Source organism: Moritella yayanosii (genome assembly GCF_900465055.1).
GTDB lineage: Bacteria > Pseudomonadota > Gammaproteobacteria > Enterobacterales > Moritellaceae > Moritella > Moritella yayanosii.
Map to the genome: position 1 here is coordinate 1,418,633 of NZ_LS483250.1, position 19,140 is coordinate 1,437,772.

19 protein-coding genes and 1 other RNA gene are annotated in these 19,140 nt (G+C 40.8%); 4 read left to right on the forward strand and 16 right to left on the reverse strand.

Going from position 1 to position 19,140, the window contains the following annotated elements; genetic code table 11:
- Window positions 1-171: 171 nt before the first annotated feature.
- From MORIYA_RS06440 to MORIYA_RS06475, 7 genes are all read right to left on the reverse strand, one after another.
- A complete protein-coding gene (locus MORIYA_RS06440; RefSeq protein ID WP_112713682.1) occupies window positions 172-1,041 on the reverse strand; it encodes an MYG1 family protein in 870 nt (289 codons plus the stop codon).
- A 162-nt stretch (window positions 1,042-1,203) separates the two neighbouring features.
- Window positions 1,204-1,644, reverse strand: coding sequence for a DUF411 domain-containing protein (locus tag MORIYA_RS06445; protein ID WP_112713684.1), 441 nt, complete (start codon window positions 1,642-1,644; stop codon window positions 1,204-1,206).
- Window positions 1,645-1,669: 25 nt separating this feature from the next.
- Window positions 1,670-2,218 (reverse strand): hypothetical protein, encoded by a 549-nt coding sequence (locus MORIYA_RS06450; protein ID WP_112713686.1) that lies wholly within the window; start codon window positions 2,216-2,218, stop codon window positions 1,670-1,672.
- A gap of 142 nt (window positions 2,219-2,360) precedes the next feature.
- A complete protein-coding gene (locus MORIYA_RS06455) occupies window positions 2,361-2,735 on the reverse strand; it encodes a hypothetical protein (protein ID WP_112713688.1) in 375 nt (124 codons plus the stop codon).
- 321 nt (window positions 2,736-3,056) lie between these two features.
- Window positions 3,057-4,610 (reverse strand): methyl-accepting chemotaxis protein, encoded by a 1,554-nt coding sequence (locus MORIYA_RS06460; RefSeq protein ID WP_112713690.1) that lies wholly within the window; start codon window positions 4,608-4,610, stop codon window positions 3,057-3,059.
- A 185-nt stretch (window positions 4,611-4,795) separates the two neighbouring features.
- Window positions 4,796-5,434, reverse strand: coding sequence for a LysE family translocator (locus MORIYA_RS06465; RefSeq protein WP_112713692.1), 639 nt, complete (start codon window positions 5,432-5,434; stop codon window positions 4,796-4,798).
- 271 nt (window positions 5,435-5,705) lie between these two features.
- Window positions 5,706-6,704, reverse strand: coding sequence for an NADP-dependent oxidoreductase (locus tag MORIYA_RS06475; protein ID WP_112713694.1), 999 nt, complete (start codon window positions 6,702-6,704; stop codon window positions 5,706-5,708).
- 138 nt (window positions 6,705-6,842) lie between these two features.
- Here MORIYA_RS06475 and MORIYA_RS06480 point away from each other — a divergent pair, with 138 nt between their 5' ends.
- On the forward strand, window positions 6,843-7,748 hold the full coding sequence (locus MORIYA_RS06480) for a LysR family transcriptional regulator (RefSeq protein ID WP_112713696.1): 906 nt from the start codon (window positions 6,843-6,845) through the stop codon (window positions 7,746-7,748).
- A 517-nt stretch (window positions 7,749-8,265) separates the two neighbouring features.
- On the opposite strand, the gene MORIYA_RS06490 is transcribed toward MORIYA_RS06480, so the two are convergent.
- On the reverse strand, window positions 8,266-8,622 hold the full coding sequence (locus tag MORIYA_RS06490) for an Imm51 family immunity protein (RefSeq protein ID WP_112713700.1): 357 nt from the start codon (window positions 8,620-8,622) through the stop codon (window positions 8,266-8,268).
- A 469-nt stretch (window positions 8,623-9,091) separates the two neighbouring features.
- On the opposite strand from MORIYA_RS06490, the gene MORIYA_RS06495 reads away from it, so the two are divergent.
- From MORIYA_RS06495 to MORIYA_RS06505, 3 genes are all read left to right on the forward strand, one after another.
- Window positions 9,092-9,376, forward strand: a complete 285-nt coding sequence (locus tag MORIYA_RS06495; protein WP_112713702.1) for a FeoA family protein — start codon at window positions 9,092-9,094, stop codon at window positions 9,374-9,376.
- Between the two features lie 140 nt (window positions 9,377-9,516).
- Window positions 9,517-11,520, forward strand: a complete 2,004-nt coding sequence (feoB, locus tag MORIYA_RS06500) for a ferrous iron transport protein B (protein ID WP_112713704.1) — start codon at window positions 9,517-9,519, stop codon at window positions 11,518-11,520.
- A 10-nt stretch (window positions 11,521-11,530) separates the two neighbouring features.
- The gene (locus MORIYA_RS06505; RefSeq protein WP_112713706.1) at window positions 11,531-11,719 is read left to right on the forward strand and encodes a FeoB-associated Cys-rich membrane protein; all 189 of its coding nucleotides are present in this window, start codon (window positions 11,531-11,533) and stop codon (window positions 11,717-11,719) included.
- An 80-nt stretch (window positions 11,720-11,799) separates the two neighbouring features.
- Here MORIYA_RS06505 and MORIYA_RS06510 read toward each other — a convergent pair whose 3' ends face one another.
- The 8 genes from MORIYA_RS06510 to menC form a co-directional block, all read right to left on the reverse strand.
- The gene (locus MORIYA_RS06510; RefSeq protein ID WP_112713708.1) at window positions 11,800-12,216 is read right to left on the reverse strand and encodes a MarR family winged helix-turn-helix transcriptional regulator; all 417 of its coding nucleotides are present in this window, start codon (window positions 12,214-12,216) and stop codon (window positions 11,800-11,802) included.
- Window positions 12,203-13,132, reverse strand: a complete 930-nt coding sequence (locus MORIYA_RS06515) for a cation diffusion facilitator family transporter (protein ID WP_112713710.1) — start codon at window positions 13,130-13,132, stop codon at window positions 12,203-12,205. Before MORIYA_RS06515 ends, MORIYA_RS06510 begins: the two co-directional genes overlap by 14 nt.
- Window positions 13,133-13,294: 162 nt before the next feature.
- The gene (locus MORIYA_RS20780) at window positions 13,295-13,552 is read right to left on the reverse strand and encodes a zinc ribbon domain-containing protein (protein ID WP_162629246.1); all 258 of its coding nucleotides are present in this window, start codon (window positions 13,550-13,552) and stop codon (window positions 13,295-13,297) included.
- Window positions 13,530-13,763: a hypothetical protein gene (locus tag MORIYA_RS20785; protein WP_162629229.1), complete on the reverse strand. Its 234-nt coding sequence runs from the start codon at window positions 13,761-13,763 to the stop codon at window positions 13,530-13,532. Before MORIYA_RS20785 ends, MORIYA_RS20780 begins: the two co-directional genes overlap by 23 nt.
- Before the next feature lie 494 nt (window positions 13,764-14,257).
- Window positions 14,258-14,354, reverse strand: an RNA gene (gene ffs, locus MORIYA_RS06525) — signal recognition particle sRNA small type.
- A gap of 141 nt (window positions 14,355-14,495) precedes the next feature.
- A complete protein-coding gene (locus tag MORIYA_RS06530; RefSeq protein ID WP_112713712.1) occupies window positions 14,496-16,382 on the reverse strand; it encodes a sensor domain-containing phosphodiesterase in 1,887 nt (628 codons plus the stop codon).
- A gap of 162 nt (window positions 16,383-16,544) precedes the next feature.
- Window positions 16,545-18,002 (reverse strand): o-succinylbenzoate--CoA ligase, encoded by a 1,458-nt coding sequence (gene menE / locus MORIYA_RS06535; protein WP_112713714.1) that lies wholly within the window; start codon window positions 18,000-18,002, stop codon window positions 16,545-16,547.
- Window positions 18,003-18,037: 35 nt separating this feature from the next.
- Window positions 18,038-19,138 (reverse strand): o-succinylbenzoate synthase, encoded by a 1,101-nt coding sequence (gene menC / locus MORIYA_RS06540; RefSeq protein ID WP_112713716.1) that lies wholly within the window; start codon window positions 19,136-19,138, stop codon window positions 18,038-18,040.
- Window positions 19,139-19,140 lie beyond the last annotated feature (2 nt).

Here is a 19,140-nt window from a genome sequence, read left to right on the forward strand (position 1 = left end):
TATTGTTTAACGATACGCGCAGCAAACATTTTCATTCAAACTGACTTCGATATGATTTGGATATGATTTGTGGTGATGAGGTGTGTAGATACGAGCGATAGGAAGGTAGCAGCAATTAAAAAGCAGCCTCTTTAGGGCTGCTTTTTAGGCATTAATCGCGTAACAAAATGTCTATGCTTGCAGTGCCATAGCAGCCATTTTCATCGTGCTGTCAAACGATGCTGCACCTGCAATAAATAAACCATTATGACAGAACATAGCATCATCAAGGCCCGTCTCGTCTTTAAACGCTTGTTCAGATAAGCCAGCCCATGGTTTCGGCAGTGATTTTCTGTCTTCGAATGAACCGAGTTCAACGGGTACCGCTTGAATAATCCATTGACCAGACTGAGATGGGTAAACCATAAATAAAGCTTCAGCCGCTAAATTTAGCACTGTTGTTTTCCACGGCGTATATTGCTCTAATACAATCACTCTTGGATCATCGGCATTATCAATCGCTTTAGCGACAATATCTTTCGCATTAATGCCACCAGTCGCAGAGGCAATGAAGCGCGTTAAAATGCGCGATGCAAAAGCAACCGCTTCATCAAAACATACATCCAGGTCGCTGTCTTCTTCCCAAGTAGGGTTAAACATTGAAATAGTTTGGCTAAGGCTAATACCTTGAGCAACACCTTCAACATGACCACAATCAACCGCGTCAATCGTAGACACTAAACCGGCATCTACTGCGTCGGCGATTTCTTGGTTACCCTGGCATATTTCTAAGCCGTATTTCTGCCAAATTAAACCAAATGAAGAATAAGGAATACCATTTTCGCGCTCACCCGCACCACCTCGTTGATGGTGATCAAAACGACCTGTATCAGGATCATATTCACCGCCGACATCGATCACAATATCAGCTTCGCCAATAATCTCTAAATCACGTGTGCGCACGAGTGTAAAGGCAGGAAAAATGTTTTTAAGTGCAGCGATACTGAAAACATCATCTGCATGAAACTTACCGTTGTGAGTTGCTATCGTTTTATCATTCATTTGTTTTATGTCATTTTAGAAAGAGATAAGAAGGTTTATACGGCAGATTCTATACGAAGACAGCAAACAAAAACAGCTGATTTTTAATAACTCAAATATCAAACAAAGCGAAGTATCTGAGTATCGATAGGGCAACACTTGCTGCCCTACCTCGTTATTATCTTAGTACTTTGAATATAAACTCAGATTGCCATTTTCATCAAAAGCAATCACGTTAAAATCTTTGTAGTCTTGACCCGGAGCGGCCATGCCTGGAGAGTGCTGTGGCATGCCAGGAGCGGTAAGACCTGTTATATCGGTCGGTCGTTCGCTAAGTAAACGCGCGATGTCCTTTTCTGGAACATGCCCTTCAACCATATAACCGTCGACAACCGCCGTGTGGCAAGACTTTAACTGATTCGGCATGCCGAATTTCTTCTTCACTGAACTCCAGTCACGTTGGTGATGCACATTCACTTTATAACCTTTTTCTTCCATGATCTCAGCCCATGCAACGCAGCAACCACATGATGGTGACTTGTATAACTCAATAGTCGGTTTGGCGAACGCAACAGAAGTAAACGTGAGTGATAATATTGCAATTAGTTTTGTAATTGTTTTCATTTTAAATTCCTTAAATTTGGGTGTCTTACTTAATTTCGATTGCTAGCACACTTTGCTTATAGACCAGTTCAATAGTTCCCTCTTTTGGTATCCATTGAACGGCTTTGGTCTCGTATGGCTTAATCTCGATAAATGAGGATTTAGCCACAAATGGCAGTGCTACTTTGATTGTCTCTAGTCTTTTATTGACCAGAACCAGCTGACTTAGCACACCCAGTTTTATAGATGCGTTGCTGAAAGTAACCTGATCATCAATTATCCATTCTACGGATGGTATTTTCCCTAGTTCGATAAGGTATGAAGCAAGTAGTTCTCGCTGCGCTAGATTAAGTGCGTTACTGAGTAACAGCATCGTGGGTTCTTTCTCTAACGCGCGGTTAAGTTTGTCTATACCTTTGCCTCTGACATCGCCGCCAACATTGCCTCCGCCTTGGGCGAACATACCATGGCATGTCGAGCAACCGTATCCACCTGCGGTTCTGAATAAATGTTCTCCCTGCTCAAACAAAGTTTTGCTATCTGCATAGGCAAAATTGATCGAGAAAAATAGAGAGCAAAATAATAGTATTTTCACTGGTCTCTATAACCCTTTAATTATCAGTTAAAAAACATTCTATTCGATAATATTTATGATCGTCGATGCTTGCTACAACGAGTAGAGGTTCACGAAAATAATAGATTCGAATAGGAGTTCGGATGTGAGTATTAGGCTGATATTAAACGATGGGAGGTCGATACAACAGATCTGGGATGGCAAAACTAACTTGGGAGGTGTCTCGATGAATACGGCTTAGCGTGAAAGGCTGACGAGAATTCAAAGGTGACATAGAAATGATGGCATAACTTGGCGTCGCGCTCGGGAAACAACACTGATTTTCAATATTACTTGCTAAAGGATCGCAGCAATTACCCTCTTGCGGGGTTGCCATCATACACGCAGTATCACAATGCATTTCATGTTCGATAGCTGCGTCAGCTTTATATGACAGGTTATGAGCAGAAAGAGGCGCATAGACCGTCAGGCTTGAGAGTACAATACTCACGAGCAACAAACAGATCACCTTAATTACATGCGTTGGTATTAGCATCATAAACTCTTCTTACTACAGTATGACGAATTATCTATAAGACTGGCTATATTGTCAATATGCTATGTATTAATAAGTAGATCAGACATAAATTAAAAGCTCGATGTTGTCACTTTGAAGAATAAACAGTCCAGCGAAGACCTACCCAGCTCCCCCCACCCGATTAAATAACATATAAATTACGTAAACTAAGAAGAAACAACTACGTTAACCCCCTGTTATTCAGTAGGGTTATTAAACATACTTACTATGCAGGTTAACGTTTTACCTCTGTTGCTGGTACGGGTCCCAGGTTCAGCTTTTTGGGATTGGTTTACAAGATCACTATTTGAATGTCGTACTTAAAGAATTTATTTCATTGGCACAGTTATTAACATTTACGCCATTGGTATTAACTTGTTGAGATATTTCAGTATTTTTACGTGAAATATCGTCAATAGTATGGACGCTTTGAGTGACTTGATTTGCCACCACACTTTGCTCTTCTGTTGCAGTGGCAATTTGAGCTGTAATGTCGCTGATCTCATTCATTCTAGTCATAATTTGATCCATCGCCTGTTTAGCTTGAATAGATTCATGAGTACACTGTTCAGCTTTATCTTTACTGGTGAGCATTACAGTACTCCAGTGTTTTAAGGTCGTTTGCAGTTCAACAACCGATTTTTGTATATGAACAGTAGCATCTTGCGTTCTACTTGCTAACGTCCGAACTTCGTCAGCTACAACAGCAAACCCCCGTCCTTGCTCACCTGCGCGAGCAGCTTCAATAGCCGCGTTTAAAGCGAGTAAATTTGTTTGATCGGCGATACCTTGAATTTCAGACATTATTGTTGAGATATTATCGGCGTCAGCGACAAGTTTAGTCGCACTAATGGCAGCACTCTCAACATCAGACGTTAATTCAGAAATTTTATTTTGTGTGGCATCGAGAACAGTGACCGCCTGTTGGCATGCCTGCTGAACACCTTGCACCTGATCATATGCACCATTGGTATTCTGGCTAACTTCTCTAATCGTTGCGCTCATTTCAGTGATGGCTGTCGCAAGTTGGGTTAAATGCGAATTTTCTTCTACAAGACCTTCCATAGAGAGCTTCGATGAGCTTTCAAGTTCACTTGCTAAGGAAGTTAAGTGTTCCCCCATGTCTTTACTACGCCCTAGTATGGTTCTTACTTTCGCGTCCAACATAGCTACCGGGTAATTTGCAATTGCAATTAACCCTTTGCCAGAGAAAATATAACGGGAGGGGCTGTCAATGGTCCTTTTAAGTTGATTTATAAACTTGGGCAACCGAAAGAATTCTTCATAAAAAATAATGGATAACCCGCCAAATATAAAAGTAGGTAGAAGCATATACATAAACATGCTGTTAGCTAAAAACCAGCTAATTATATGGCTAGCAAAAAATAAGGTTACGGCCAGCGCGCGTTTTAAAGCGAAGTTAGCATGAAAATCGTGTACCTTTTTCCCGTTGTTTAAATCATTGTAAAGTTGTTGTGCATCTTGCTTTTGCTTTAACGTGGGGCGAGCCCGTACTGATTGATAACCGATGATATTATCATTTTCATATACAGGGGTTACGTAAGCGTCCACCCAGTAATAATCGCCATTTTTGCATCTATTTTTCACCATACCACGCCATGACTCGCCATTTTGTAATTTCTGCCACATGTCCTTAAAAGCAGCCGCAGGCATATCTGGATGTCGGACAATATTGTGTGGTTTACCTTTTAGTTCATCAAGTGTGTAACCGGCTATTTGACAGAAACTGTCGTTAGCATAAGTGATGATGCTTTGCAGGTCGGTGATGGATACAAGTTGCTCTGATTGTGGGAAATCAACTTCCGTTTTGGTGATATTAACGCGTGATCGACTCATAAAAATCTCCTTTAAAAGCAGTCTAGTCAAGTAAAGGGGGTGTTTTATGATCTTGATTAAAAATTGAGAGTTTGATCATAAATAGTAAGCAATAAATATGGTGTGATACGAAAATTATTCCTACTCCTAAATGCATGGAAAATTGTAGAGGTAGAGTTATTTTGGCCTCATAACCAGAGGTATAACTAAAGCTTGTCATCCGACAGCAATAACTTCGCGCCTAATAAGATCAGCACCGTACCTGTCACGCCTTCCATCCAATTCATCATTGCACTACTTTTAAACAATTTTTTGGCCGAGTTAATGGCAAAAGCTAAGCCACATAGCCAGATCATGGCGATTAAAAAATGGATACCTGCCATGGTAAACGACTGTACAATCGGTGAATAATTAAGATCGATAAATTGCGGTAAAAACGCGAGATAAAAAATGGCAGTTTTGGGATTAAGTACGTTGGATAGAAAACCCTCACGCATTGAACGTTTAGCGCTAGATGTCGTGTTATCTTCCTCGAGCATAGCGACTTTATTGCTACCTTTGTAGATAGCGCGAAGACTACCAAGGCCTAACCAGATTAGATATGCCGCGCCAACCCATTTTACCAATTGAAAAAGATCAGCCGATTGCAACAAAATAGCCGAGATGCCGAGTGCCGAGAACATGGCATGCACAAACAATCCCGAACAGATGCCGAGGCTGGTCACGCACCCAGCCATAAATCCGGAACGGCTACTATTACGGATCACCAGTGCGGTATCAAGACCTGGTGTTAATGTTAAAATGGTAATCGCGATCAAGAACGCTTCAAAATTTAAAATGTGCATCACTTTAACTCTTTAGACAAAGTCTATTTATAGCAAGAAACCAAGGCTTGAGTAAAATAATATTGGCTATTAATAACAAAATAGACGCACATTGGATGCCCTGGCTTCAAGCTTCTTGCGTAATTTCTGTTAATACCTGTTTGAAAGTATCTGCAGTTTGTCCTCCCACTATTGAATATTTGCAATTCATGCTGTTCGCTGATGCCGTACTTTTCAATCTGCCGACTCTAAACCTTTATACCCAAGCTTTATCGGCAGTTCTTACCGTCATTTAAAGTTTTACAATCAACTTACCTTTATTTTCGCCGGTAAAGAATAAGTTTAAGCCACTAATAGATGATTCTAACCCTTCTAATACATGCGATCTGTGTTTGATTTTACCAGCCATCACGTAAGGAGTCAGTTTTTCTAGCAGTGCAGGTACTTGATGGAAATGATCTGGCATGGTGAAGCCTTGAATGGTAAGGCGACGCTTAAGGACATTCATCCAGCTTGGGCCAGGTGTTGGTACTTGCTTGTTGTAATCAGCTATTAGCCCACAAACCATAACGCGGCCATGTGGATTCATATGCTCAATAATTAAGTTCTGGATCGGACCACCGGTATTTTCAAAATACAGATCGATACCATCAGCGGCATGCAGTGCCAGTTGCGCATCTAAATCGTCACTCTTGTAGTTAATTGCTGCGTCAAAACCTAATTCATTGACAATCCAATCGGCTTTTTCGTCACTGCCAACAACACCAATGACTTTCAAACCATCTGCTTTTGCTAGCTGGCCGACAATTGAGCCAACCGAGCCTGCTGCACCAGTCACAATAATGGTTTCACCTTTTTGAGGTTTACCCACATTAAATAAACCTTGAGTAGCTGTTAATCCAGGTAACGCAAAAATTGATAATATTGCTTCATCAGGTAGTGACGCTGTGACTTTATTCAGGCCTTGGCCGTTGCTTAGAAAGTATTCTTGCCAGCCCATCATCCCCATCATACGATCTCCCACTTTAAACTCAGGGTGATTACTTTCTACAATTTCGCCGATGCCTGAACTACGCATCACGTCACCTAAGGCTACTGGTGGAATGTAGCTATTGGTATCAGGGCTCATCCAACCAAACATAGCGGGATCAAGTGACATATGACTTTGCTTAACTAAAAACTCGCCCTCGCCCACAGTTGGCATCTGTTTTTGCACAACTTCAAATAGATCTGCGTTGATTGGGCCGCCAGTTGGACGTTTAATAAGATTGATCGCTGTATATGTTGTCATGTGCTTGCTTCCTGTGAATAATATTGTCTGAGAGGTCATTAACTATGGGTCATTCTCCCTCTATTTTACTGTAAGATATATACACTAATTAGCGAATGTTTATTGTCTTAAAGACAATAATGGTGATGAGAGTGAAATATGGATCAATTAAGAGCATTAAAGTATTTTGTAAAGGTTGTTGAACATGGCAGTTTTAGTAAAGCTGCCGAATTGTTTTCTGTTCCGCCTTCATCGCTGTCGCGCAGGATCGCAGATTTAGAGAAAAGTCTAGGTGCCACGCTGTTAAAACGAACAACAAGAACGGTGAACTTAACTGAAATAGGCCAAATCTATTACCAGCAGGTCAGCGAGGTGCTATCTTTATTAGCATACAGTGATGACACAGTGAGAAATTATCAGGCTACACCGATGGGCGTATTAAACATCAGTTCTATGGTGGGCTTTGGTGAACGCATATTATTGCCACTTTTAGACGAATTTAGAACGTTATATCCGCAGATCACCTTAAATGTAAGCCTCAGTGATGAATTATCGACACTAGGTCGTGATGAAGTTGATCTAGCAATTCGCGGCGGTTATGCACCAGATCAACGCGTACTGGCAATAAAGTTAATGGAAAATAATTTCATTGTCGTCGCAGCCCCTCGCTATTTACAAACGCACGGTGTTCCCGTGAATGCCATGGAGCTAAAGCAACACAAAGGGCTGTATTTTAAAACCCCGAATGGCCCAACCCCTTGGATCTGTGAAATCGATAATCAACGCCAAGATGTTTCCGCTGAACAGGTGTTAATCAGTAACAATGGTAAGTGGCTGGTAGAAAAAGCCATCGCGGGATTAGGTATTTTGCTGATGCCACGCTGGGCATTAAAACCGTATATTGAATCAGGTGAACTTACAGAGCTGACTATAACGCCAAGCATTGATATCACTCAGCAACCAAACTTGGGCGTATTTCTGTTGTATCAAAAACAGCGCTATCAAGTACCGAAAATAAAAGCCGCTGTGGATTTTTTAGTCGAAAGAGTGAAAGGGGTTTATTAAATTGGATACGAGCGGTACTCAGATGATGGTTTGCCAAGCACGAGCATTATTGTAATCATCAACAAAGTGAATACATATATTGTGATCACATCGAGTTAACTAGACTAGCTGACTCGTTCGACACGTTGCAGGACTGAAATGAGTTGAAGAACTTACGCTACACAATAAAAATCAGATTATAAATTGTATCGAACCGGTTGAATAGCCTATCACTGAGTGGCTAAATGCAATCAATCACTACAACATTGTCCATTTCATAAAACTGCTGAATTTCCTGGCACTGAGAATTACACCTTACCCTTAGCTTACTATTTTGAACTTCGGATTGTTTAGCAGCCCACTTAACTAGCTTGAGATGTACTGCCATAACCAAGATGTAGAGAAAATTCATTAATTTATTTAAAATCATTTAATGTTGCAGTGCTATTTTTTGACACTAAACTCTCCGTGCTTATGCCTTAATAACAGGCCAAATAATGTTCGCTCAAATCAGGTGCGCCGTAAGCATCAACTGGATTTACTTGTTATTTATTAATTCGGGTTCAAATTCGTACTGAGCATAACGGGTGATACACGCATCTAATAAATCATCATCATCATAAAATTCACAGACCATTTCGGCAATTGCATGCAATGCATCTTTATCTTCACTGTGAATACTAAACATCAGTGTTTCATCACCAAATGTCAGTTTTTCTAATAAGCTTGGGTTCTTTTCTGAAAGCATATTTTCTAACAGCAACGCCCAATCTTCTCCATCGCCTAAAAAATCATGAGCTTCAAAAGCTTTCCATTTTAAATCAATTAACTGTAGGTTATGATCGCGATTGAAAGTTGAAAACAGAAATGGATAGTAAACACTTACTTCCTTCATAATATCTCTCTAATGTGATGGGAATAGTCATTAAATAACTTCTTTAAAAGAGCAAGAAGTTAAGCCCTCCACCCTACTCCTTGTATTTTAATTAAATGATAGATACATCATGTTTTGCCTTATTTCCCTTCATAATGGCATATTTAAACACCGCTATTTATGATATTTGTGAGCGCAGTGATGCTGGCACTTATTTCTTATCTTGTTTGTACATCCGTTGGTCGGCTAATGCTAAACACTCAGATTGATTTCGGGTTTCAAAACTTGTGACAATACCAAAAGTGATATTACCAAAAAAAAATAGATACCTATAAAGGGTTAATGATCTAAGTCAATGAATAAAATTATTTTCATAGTATGATTGAATTAAATGATAATGACTATCATTTAATTCATACGTTTATGACGTAAGCCAGTCAGAATAGAGAGATAAACTTAGGCATAGAGTGCCATATTTGGATAAGTAATTATGAACAGTTTAATATTTAATAACTCACTAGCATTATCATCCGAAGACTTGCTCACCACACAAGCAGCAGCTCACAACTTATCTCAAGCTCAAGTAAACCAAGATTACGTTATTAAGGGTGTGGATGCAGGGGAGCCAGAAATTGCTAACTTCCTATTCACACTGGGCTGTTTTAAAGGTGAAACCATCACATTGATCTCGATACTGTCAGAAAGTTATGTCATCAGTATTAAAGACGCGAGATACAGTATCGACTGTGACTTAGCTCAAGCAGTGCTCATCTAATTTTATCTACACAATTCATATATAAAAATACAAGCGATTAACGCTTGAAACTTTAAGCCGTGGCAATCCAGTAGGGCGTTGTCACGCTTACCGATGATAATGATTATTATCATCATTATCATTATAACTAGGGGTTTGTTTTGAAAATAGCATTAGCGGGTAATCCAAATAGTGGGAAAACTACATTATTCAACGCTTTAACGGGGCAAACAGCCCATGTTGGAAACTGGGCAGGTGTCACGGTAGATAAAAAAGAAGGGCTATTAAAGAAAACATTTAATAAAATTAATGCAGATATTACTGTCGTTGATTTACCCGGCGCTTATTCAATGTCTCCTTTTTCTTCTGAAGAAGCAATCACGCGAGATTTTGTCAAAAATGAAAAACCAGATGTGATCCTTAATATTGTCGATGCTACAAATTTAAGCCGCAGTTTATTTTTCACCACACAATTATTAGAACTTAATATTCCGGTTGTGCTTGTTCTTAATAAAAGTGATTTAACCAAGAGCAAAAAAACAATCATTGATACTCAAGCATTAAGTAAAATACTTGGATGCCCTGTCGTTGAAACGACGTCTACAAACAGCTTTAAAAATGGTTTAGATAACGTAGTCTCTACAGCCGTTGAGCTCAGTGGCAAACACCAAACTGCACCTTTTGATAATGAAAACATTGATTTAAGCAATGCTAAATTAGTCGAGGCTTCAGATATTAAACGCTTTGAATTTGTAAAAACTACTGTAGCAAAAGTAGAACACAGACAACTCAAAAATAATACCCAGACAACTCAAGATACTGTCGATAGAGTCATTGCCAATAAATGGTTAGGACTGCCTATTTTTGCGCTGATCATGTGGTGCGTATTCTCTATTTCACAAACTCATTTAGGGCCCATTTTAGCCGATGTTCTGGTGGGTTGGATTGATGCGTTTTACGGCTGGGTAGACGGGTTATTAGGTAGCGATATTTCACCGGTATTAAGCGCGTTACTGCTAGACGGTATTATCGGTGGTGTTGGTGCCGTAGTCGGGTTCTTACCCTTGATCATGGTGCTGTTTTTCTTACTGGCATTACTTGAAGATTGCGGTTATATGGCGCGTGTTGCCGTCATTATGGATCGCTTTTTTAAACACCTAGGTTTGTCTGGTAAATCTATTATTCCTATGATTATTGGTACTGGCTGCGCGATTCCGGGTATCATGGCGACCAGAACAATCAAAAATGAAAGACAGCGCAGAACCACTGCGATGTTAACGCCGTTTATACCGTGTGGTGCGAAACTGCCGGTGATCGCATTATTTGCGGGTGTATTTTTCAATGATGCGGCATGGGTCGGCACATCTATGTATTTCATGGGGATTGCAATCATCACCTTTGGTGCATTAGTGGTGATGCGTATTACAGGCGAAAAAAATTCGCGGTCATTCTTTATCATGGAACTACCTGAATATAGATTCCCAAGTATAAAACGCGCGGTTGTTTCTACACTCTCAAGAGCAAAGGCATTCGTTATTAAAGCCGGTACCATTATTTTGTTATGTAACGCTGTGGTACAAGTGATGCAAACATTTAATTGGCAATTTGAGGTGGTTGCTGAAGGCGCGACAGGAACAAGTATCCTCGCGAGTGTGGCATCACCATTCGCATTGGTGCTAGTACCTCTTGGGTTTGGAGTATGGCAATTGGCTGCTGCTGCGATCACAGGTTTCATTGCTAAAGAAAATGTAGTAGGTACATTAGCGGTTGTTTATGGCATTACTAACTTTATTGATACCGAAGAGCTTGCATTGATTTCTGGCGGTTCAGATGTTGCGAGTATCATGGGATTGTCTTCTGTGGCGGCATTATCTTATCTGATATTCAATTTATTTACGCCACCGTGTTTTGCCGCTCTGGGGGCAATGAACGCTGAAATGGAAGATAAGAAATGGTTGTGGGGCGGTGTCGCATTCCAATTCGGCATGGGTTACGTTGCTGCATTCCTCACTTATCAGATTGGTACATTAATCACGACTGGGGCATTAGGCCAAGGGTTTATATACGGTCTAGTGGTTACTTTAATACTTGTCGGTACTTTGCTTTACTTTATGTACAAAGGTGATCGCAAGGCTGAACAAAAGTTAAATCTGTATACCGCATAGGAAACTAATTATGGCGAATATAATAGTCTCTCTCGTTATTACTTTGATTGTCGTGCTCGCTATTTCAAAAATAATCAGTGAAAAGCGTAAAGGTTCAACATGTATCGGATGCTCTGGGAGTGGTCAATGTAGCACTGCTAAACCAGCGCAAAAAGCACCCTATTTAGATCAAAAAATAGAAATCAAACAAGTAATATAAAAATAAAACCTAACGTACAAGTGTAACGGTTAAGTGAATAAAACCTCCTCATTGGAGGTTTTTTTTGATCTAGAAAAAAATTAGAATTGTGTGTTCATTGTCGATAGACACTTAAGAAGTATGACACATTCATTTTCATCTAAATTAGAAGTAATGTCTTGAGTCAACCTGAGGTGTAGATCATCATGTTCATGGTAAAGTTTCTGTCCCTCGTCGGTTAAGTCAACCAAGATAGAGCGTCGATCAGAGTGATGGGGACGTCGCTGAATAAATTCAGCATTAACCAACTTATCTATTTGCACAGTCAGTGTACCTGTCGTTATACCTAATCGATTAGCAAGTTCCTTCATACGCATTGCGCCGTGATTGCCCAACACTTCAATGGTATGGGTTTGCGCAAGTGACAAATGCTTGTCTTTTACAACGGACTGCTCCCATGAAGAAAGTTTATCATAAAATTCAATAATGGAATGATTCAATTTTTCAAGTTCTTTCATTGGCAATTTGACCTGTCTCTGTAAAGTGGTTTACTTCAATTGTTATATGACTAATTTTATCAAATTTAGTCAGTAACTGCTTGTAATAATCCACAGTTTTTGGATCGTTAGCAACTAATGAAATTATTGCAGCGTAGTGATCAGCACTGATTTTCCAAATATGAACATCACTGACTTTATTATCGTTTTCCATTTCTAAGGTATTAATTATTTTCTCTTGATATTCAGGATAAATACTTGCATCAAGCAGGATCGGACTCGTTTGCTTTATCAGGCCAAATGCCCATCGAGTAATAATCACTGAGCCTACAATGCCCATTAACGCATCGACCCAGTTCCAGCCCCAGTATTTCCCTGCAACGAGTGCGAATATAGCCAGCACAGACGTAAGCGCATCGGCTAAGACATGAAAGTAAGCGGCCTTCATATTGTGGTCATCATGATCGTGATCATGATGGTGATGGTCATCTTTTAGTAAAAACACACTAATAATATTAACTGATAGACCAAGCACGGCAACCAGAATAGCTTCATTAAATTGAATTTCCTGCGGTGACATTAAGCGATGAATAGATTCACCAAGCATAATCATCGCAACTAAACCAAGGGCAATGGCACTGCTAAATCCCCCTAAAACGCTGGCTTTGCCAGCACCGAAAGCAAGCGATTCGTCGTTGGCATGCTTGCGGGCATATTGATATGCAAAAATGGTAATCAAGAACGCTACTGCGTGAGTGCCCATATGCCACCCGTCTGCTAATAAAGCCATTGAACCGTAAATGGTTCCTGCGGCAATTTCGATTACCATGGTAATGACCGTTAGGATAAGCACATAATACGCACGTCGCTCACCCTGATGGTTATGGTTGGTAAAATTATGCTCGTGTTGCCACTTTTGTATTGTGTGAGTGTACATTGTTCCTCCTGATATTTAGATTGACAGTCAAACTAGATTTATTTTATATAGTTTGACGTGCAATGTAAATGATCTTTTGAGTTATGCCTATTTGAAGTTCCCCTAGCTGAAGCAAGGGGATTCTTGTCGTCTACGGTTTAGGCATTGCAATATTAAATTGCGTTAGTCTTCTAAAACCTCTTTATGGATATTGATAGCAGCATTATGATCTCTATCGTGAACAGCGCCGCATGCGCAAGTCCACTTCCTGATCGCTAATGACCACTGCCCAGCGTATAACGCACCACACTCGCTGCACATTTTAGACGAAGGAAACCACTGGCTAATAGCTGATAATTTACGCCCGTACCAATCAGCCTTATATTCTAACTGCCTTGCTATTTCACCGAAATTAGCATCATGGAGATGCTTTGCCAACATCGACACCGACCGTTTTATTAATAATCGGCAGCTGTTTTATCGCTTCTTTCACTAATATTGAAACAAAATACTTACCTGATTTAGTCTTGGATACGGTAAGTGAACTTGGTTTTCCAGTGAAGTAGCGCGACCACTTTATTTTAAGCGGTTGCTTCATTTTAGCGAGTAATAATGATTGTTTATCTGCATCCCATTTGAACCCGTTACTCATGTAACTGGCTGATTGATAATGATGCTTTGATTTAAATTTAGGGTAACCAAACCCTGACTTAAAAAAGGACTGAAAACCTTTGTTAAGGTGTTTTAACGCCTGTTTCAAAGGCACGCTTGATACGTCTTTCAGCCACAAAATGACGGGGTTTTACGTCAAAGATGATAAACCCCGTCGACCGTTCTCGATTTATTCTTGCAAGTTATGTGATATGAAAAATAATTCCTACTCCGCACATAACTAAATCTATGGCTAATCGATATCAACATATAGTTGATGGGTTGAAGTTCTAAGCCATTTAGGGACAAAACCTTGTTAGGCTAACAAGTATCTTGGTAAGAAATCAGCGAGTAAAAGCTTTACGACATTTGCTTAATAGGTAATACAGAACTATAGCTAAGAGAGAATAAATTAAAACGAAGATTGGTCTATAAGAGATTGATTTGAAAACTAGCACGTCAAAAACGCGAAAAGCACAACACTTTTGAAGGATACCCTACAAGCCTCACTCCGGCACTTGAGTTCTCTGCTGCGGTTGCTCCCTTCCGGGTCTGGCCGAGTTCACAGAGTATCAATGCGGAGGGACCCATAAGGCACCCATCAAACGTGTTGTGCTTGACAACGAGTGGATTATTAACTATTCACCGATTGTTTGCAACCGTTTATAGCAGTTTTATTCACTATAAATGGTGTTTGCACACTATCCAACCAAGTCGATCGATTCCAGCGCAGTTAAATAACTAGTCGGCTCAGGTACTGAGCGCTAAACATCGTTGCAGGTACTGGTTTACCATACAAATAACCTTGACCAAAATCACAACCTTCTTCGACAATAAACTGATGTTGCTCTGGCGTTTCGACCCCTTCGGCAACAACTTGCAAATTAAGCTTCTTTGCCATCGCAATGATCGCACGCGCTAATTCTTTATCTTGATCACATTCCATTAAATTCGTAATGAAGCTGCGATCTATCTTCAGGGTATCAAACGAATATTTCTGCAAATAACTTAATGACGAATAACCCGTACCAAAGTCATCTAACGAGATGCTGACGCCGAGTTTTTGCAGACCAGCAAGGGATTTGGCTACCTTCTTCTCGTCTTGGAGTAACACACCTTCGGTGATCTCAAGTTCTAACGCACTGCCAGGTAACTGATAATAAGCCAATAGCTGGGCGATACGAGACACTAAATTGTCATCCCGAAGCTGTACTGGTGATATATTCACAGCAATAAAGAAATCATTACCAAAGCTCTTACGCCAGTGTCTTGCCTGTTCCATTGCTGTACGTAATACAAAATTGCCCAATGCTAAGATCTGACCATTCTGCTCGGCTAAATTAATAAACCGATCAGGCGCGACCGCACCCAGTATTGGATTATTCCAACGGATTAATGCTTCTGCGCCCAATACTCGCTGAGTTTTAACACATATCATTGGCTGGTAATGTACCGACATTTCGTGTTTATCGAGTGCTTCTGCTAAGTGCGATTCTAAATAGTGTCGTTCACCAATAACGGCGCTCAATTCTTCAGTAAAGAAGTTATAATTGCAGCCTTTATCTTTACTCGCAGTCATCGCCGCTTCTGCTTTTTCGACCAACGCGATACCTTGGTCTTCGGCTGAGTCCGCTAAAGCAATACCAAAACATACCTGAGTGGTAATTGTATACTCGTCTATTATAAACGTCGATTCAAACGCATGTGATAAACGCGAAATTAAATCAATGACTTGTTCAACTACATTTTCGTCACGAACAACAATAGCAAATGCATCACCCCAGCAACGCGCGACTAAATATTCGGTGGTTAGCTGTTGGTGAATACGTTGACTGACTTCCAGTAATACTTTATCGCCTATCGCATAACCATAACTATTATTAATCGATTTGAAATTGCGAATACCAAGATATATCACCGCCAGTTCATTGTCATCATCAACACTCGCCAGCATGTCATCCATCTGTGAGACTAATGACAGTTGGTTAGCGATGCCAGTAAGCCCGTCATATTCTTGTTGATAAATAAGAGTTGATTCTAATGCCGAACGGCTATCTTGTTCGTGCAATAACGCTTGATTAGACAAGGTCAGAGCCATTGATTTTTTAGCAAGCATGGCCTGTAACTTACGATTAGCGTGCAGTAATTCTGCTTTTTCGTAGAGAATAGCGAGATCAGCGATCATTGATTGCTGAAAACGAGCGATCAGTAATTTACAGTGTGGTGTAAATTCGCGAGCTTGGCTATCTAAAACACAAAGAGTGCCAAAGGCTTGATCATCAGGCCAAGTAAGGGGTAAACCGTAATATGCCATGATGTCAGCGTTAACATTTGGATCAAAATGCCAGGTTAAATCTTGTGAAGCGTCTTCGATAAGTAGCTCTGCTCGGTTATAAATAACCTGTGCACAGTAACAACTCAGTTGCTTTGATTCTGATAACGACGATGAAATCACGCTAGTCGTGTCGTTTGACGAAAATATTCGCACATCACTATGGTGAACGCGCATAATTAATGCTGCTGGTAAATTCATAATGCCAGCGATCAACTCTACAGTTTGTTGCCACCCACGAAACATAGGCTCCGGGATCTCAATAACCTGAGTATTAATATTTAGCATACTACATCTCTGTTAACTACACCGTGCTATATGACATGGTAAAGCGTTATTACTATGTCGCTATTCATCTGATGAATAAGGAAGATTATGTATACTACAAGAAAACAAAGCCAACACCAAGTTAGATTGATAACATGCAAGAATAATCACCATTTAGCTCAACTATTTGTATAAATTTGTGATCCAAAGTTGAATTGGCGCGCGCATCAATTTGATACCACTCACATTTATACTATCCGGTAACGAATAATATTTTATTGGCCACATAAATTTAATCAGTTTACCCACTAAGAACTTATTCATATCTTTAACGGATAGCGGTTCTGTTGAGTCAATCACCGCGACCGGACGCTGACCAAACTCTGCATTTTCGCAGGGAAACACCAAGGCTTGATTAATTAACGGATGCGAAAGTAACACGCGTTCAATTTGTTCTGGGTGAATATTTTCACCACCAGAAATAAACATATTGTCACTGCGGCCTAAAATAAAAAGTTCATCAGCCCGTTTATCACCGAGCCTCTTCTCGCCGAGATCGCCCGTGACCAGCCAACCTTTATCGTCAGTCATACTCCGTAATACGCCACGATAATAATAACCTATCCCCAAACTAGCCCCGCGTACTTTAATGCTCTGACCGCAAATAATTAATGAACGATGTGCTAATAAAGTGCCAACACCCGCGCTGCTATCCGCTCGTTTAGCGGTAACAGTAGAGGCCATTTCGGTCATGCCGTATCCGGACCAACATTCAATGCCTAAAGACCTGGCTTTATCGGTTAATACCACCGGGATCACCGCACCACCTAACAAGATACGTTTCAGGCTAATCGTGTCTTTCGCTATATCAAGTTCGTTAAGGTAACGTTTCAGTTGAGTCGGCACTAAAGAAGCATGCGTCACTTGTGATAACTGTGCAACCAAACTGTCCGCTGACGGCAGTACCAGTTGTCCACCAGCAAATAACCAACGCCACACAATCGCCAGTCCAGATACATGAAATAAGGGTAAGGATAATAACCAACTGTCTTGCGCGGTATAACAGAACGATTGCAATAATCCTGCCGCAGAATATAAATGGTTGTTACCGCTGTGCGCCACGGCTTTGGCTTTGCCACTTGAGCCAGAAGTAAACACGATGCTGGCTAATCGCTGTGCTTGCCATTCAGCTTCTACATCTACATCTACATCTACAACAGCACTATCAATATAAAACTCTGGGAAGCAAGTAAACACTAACGGCTTAGCACCTCTATAATGCAGGTCGTTTAACACATTAAATTCGGGATCAGATAGCCAAATATACGTTGCAGCTAACGTTTCAAGTTTATCATTTAATTGTTCACTACTCTGCTTCGGATCTAATACCACACAGCACGCGCCCAGTCGTAAACCAGCCAAATACAACCACAATACAGTTAAATTGTTAGTGCTTACTGCGGCGATGACATGCCCTTCCCGTACACCTTGCCCACTTAACTGTTTGGCATAACTGTTAACTAAACCATTAACTTGCTGCCACGTAAATTGCTGCTCACCATAGACCAACGCCACTTGTTCAGGGTTTAGATCCGCCCAATGCAGCCAAGGCCATAGCTTAAAACCAACGTCATCTTTCATGATACTTGCTCATATTTATTCATACTTTGTTATTGTTATTGATAGTTAGTCACGGATAACCGAGATAAGGGCGTTAACGGTAATGTACAATTTGGCCAAGGTTCAACGAGTTGCTGCTTAAATACATTGACCGTATCTAACCCTGGTGTTGTATCTGGGGTTAATAATTGTGCCAAACGCGCTAATTGCGTTAGTCCAAAACTAGATTCAAGACTTGAGCTGATCACCGCTGTTAATCCCTGTTGATGCGCGAGTTCAATTAACTTAGCGCAATAGGCAACAGTGCCGGTCAGCATAGGTTTAATAACAATGGCTTTAACAACGATGCCGTTAACGCCTGAATTTGACGAGGAAATAAGCGGTAATGCGCCCTGTTCTTGCCCGTTTTTATCTATTTCGCGTAAGCTTTCATCCCACGCAATAGCAATGCCGGTTAGTCGCGAAAACTGTAAACAATCACTCGGGGTATGACAAGGCTCTTCAATAAAATCGATACGTTGACGATATTCAGCAGGGAGCTGATTTGCAAATGCCAGCGCGGCAGCCAATGACCAGCGGCGGTTCGCATCTAGACGTAGGCGTAAGTGTGAATACGTCTGCAGTAAGTACCGCGCAATGTCACCGTCATGGCGAGCAGCCGCAACGCTTGGTTGGGTGGCGATTTTTAACTTACATAAAGTACTGGTAACAAGTTGCGCATGTTTAGCTTTTATTAATCGATAATCAGCAGCCAATAATAGCGCACTGTTAGCGTGATGATGATTGTTGCTGCAATGAATAGTTTGCGCTAGTCCATTTTCCAATTCCAAAAGTGCCATACTAAAGCCAAACGCAACAGACGGACAACAAGTACTCAGATCCACGACGCCATGTGCTAACCAGCTGTTAATCACGCTTTCCAGTTGGTGCTTGGCTTGAGTTGCTGTCTCTTGACTAAATCCAGGTAAAGGGGCAATTTCACCACGCCCCAGCTTATACGGCTGACTGCGGTTAGGCTGTTCAGTATTTCCCTGCAATTGAGCACTCTCCTGTAATTCAACTATCCAACCTTCACGCACAGTCAGCGACTGGTCGCGTAATATCATGGCGCAGTCTAAAGATAACTGATAATGGTACAGCTTAACCTTACGAGGCATTT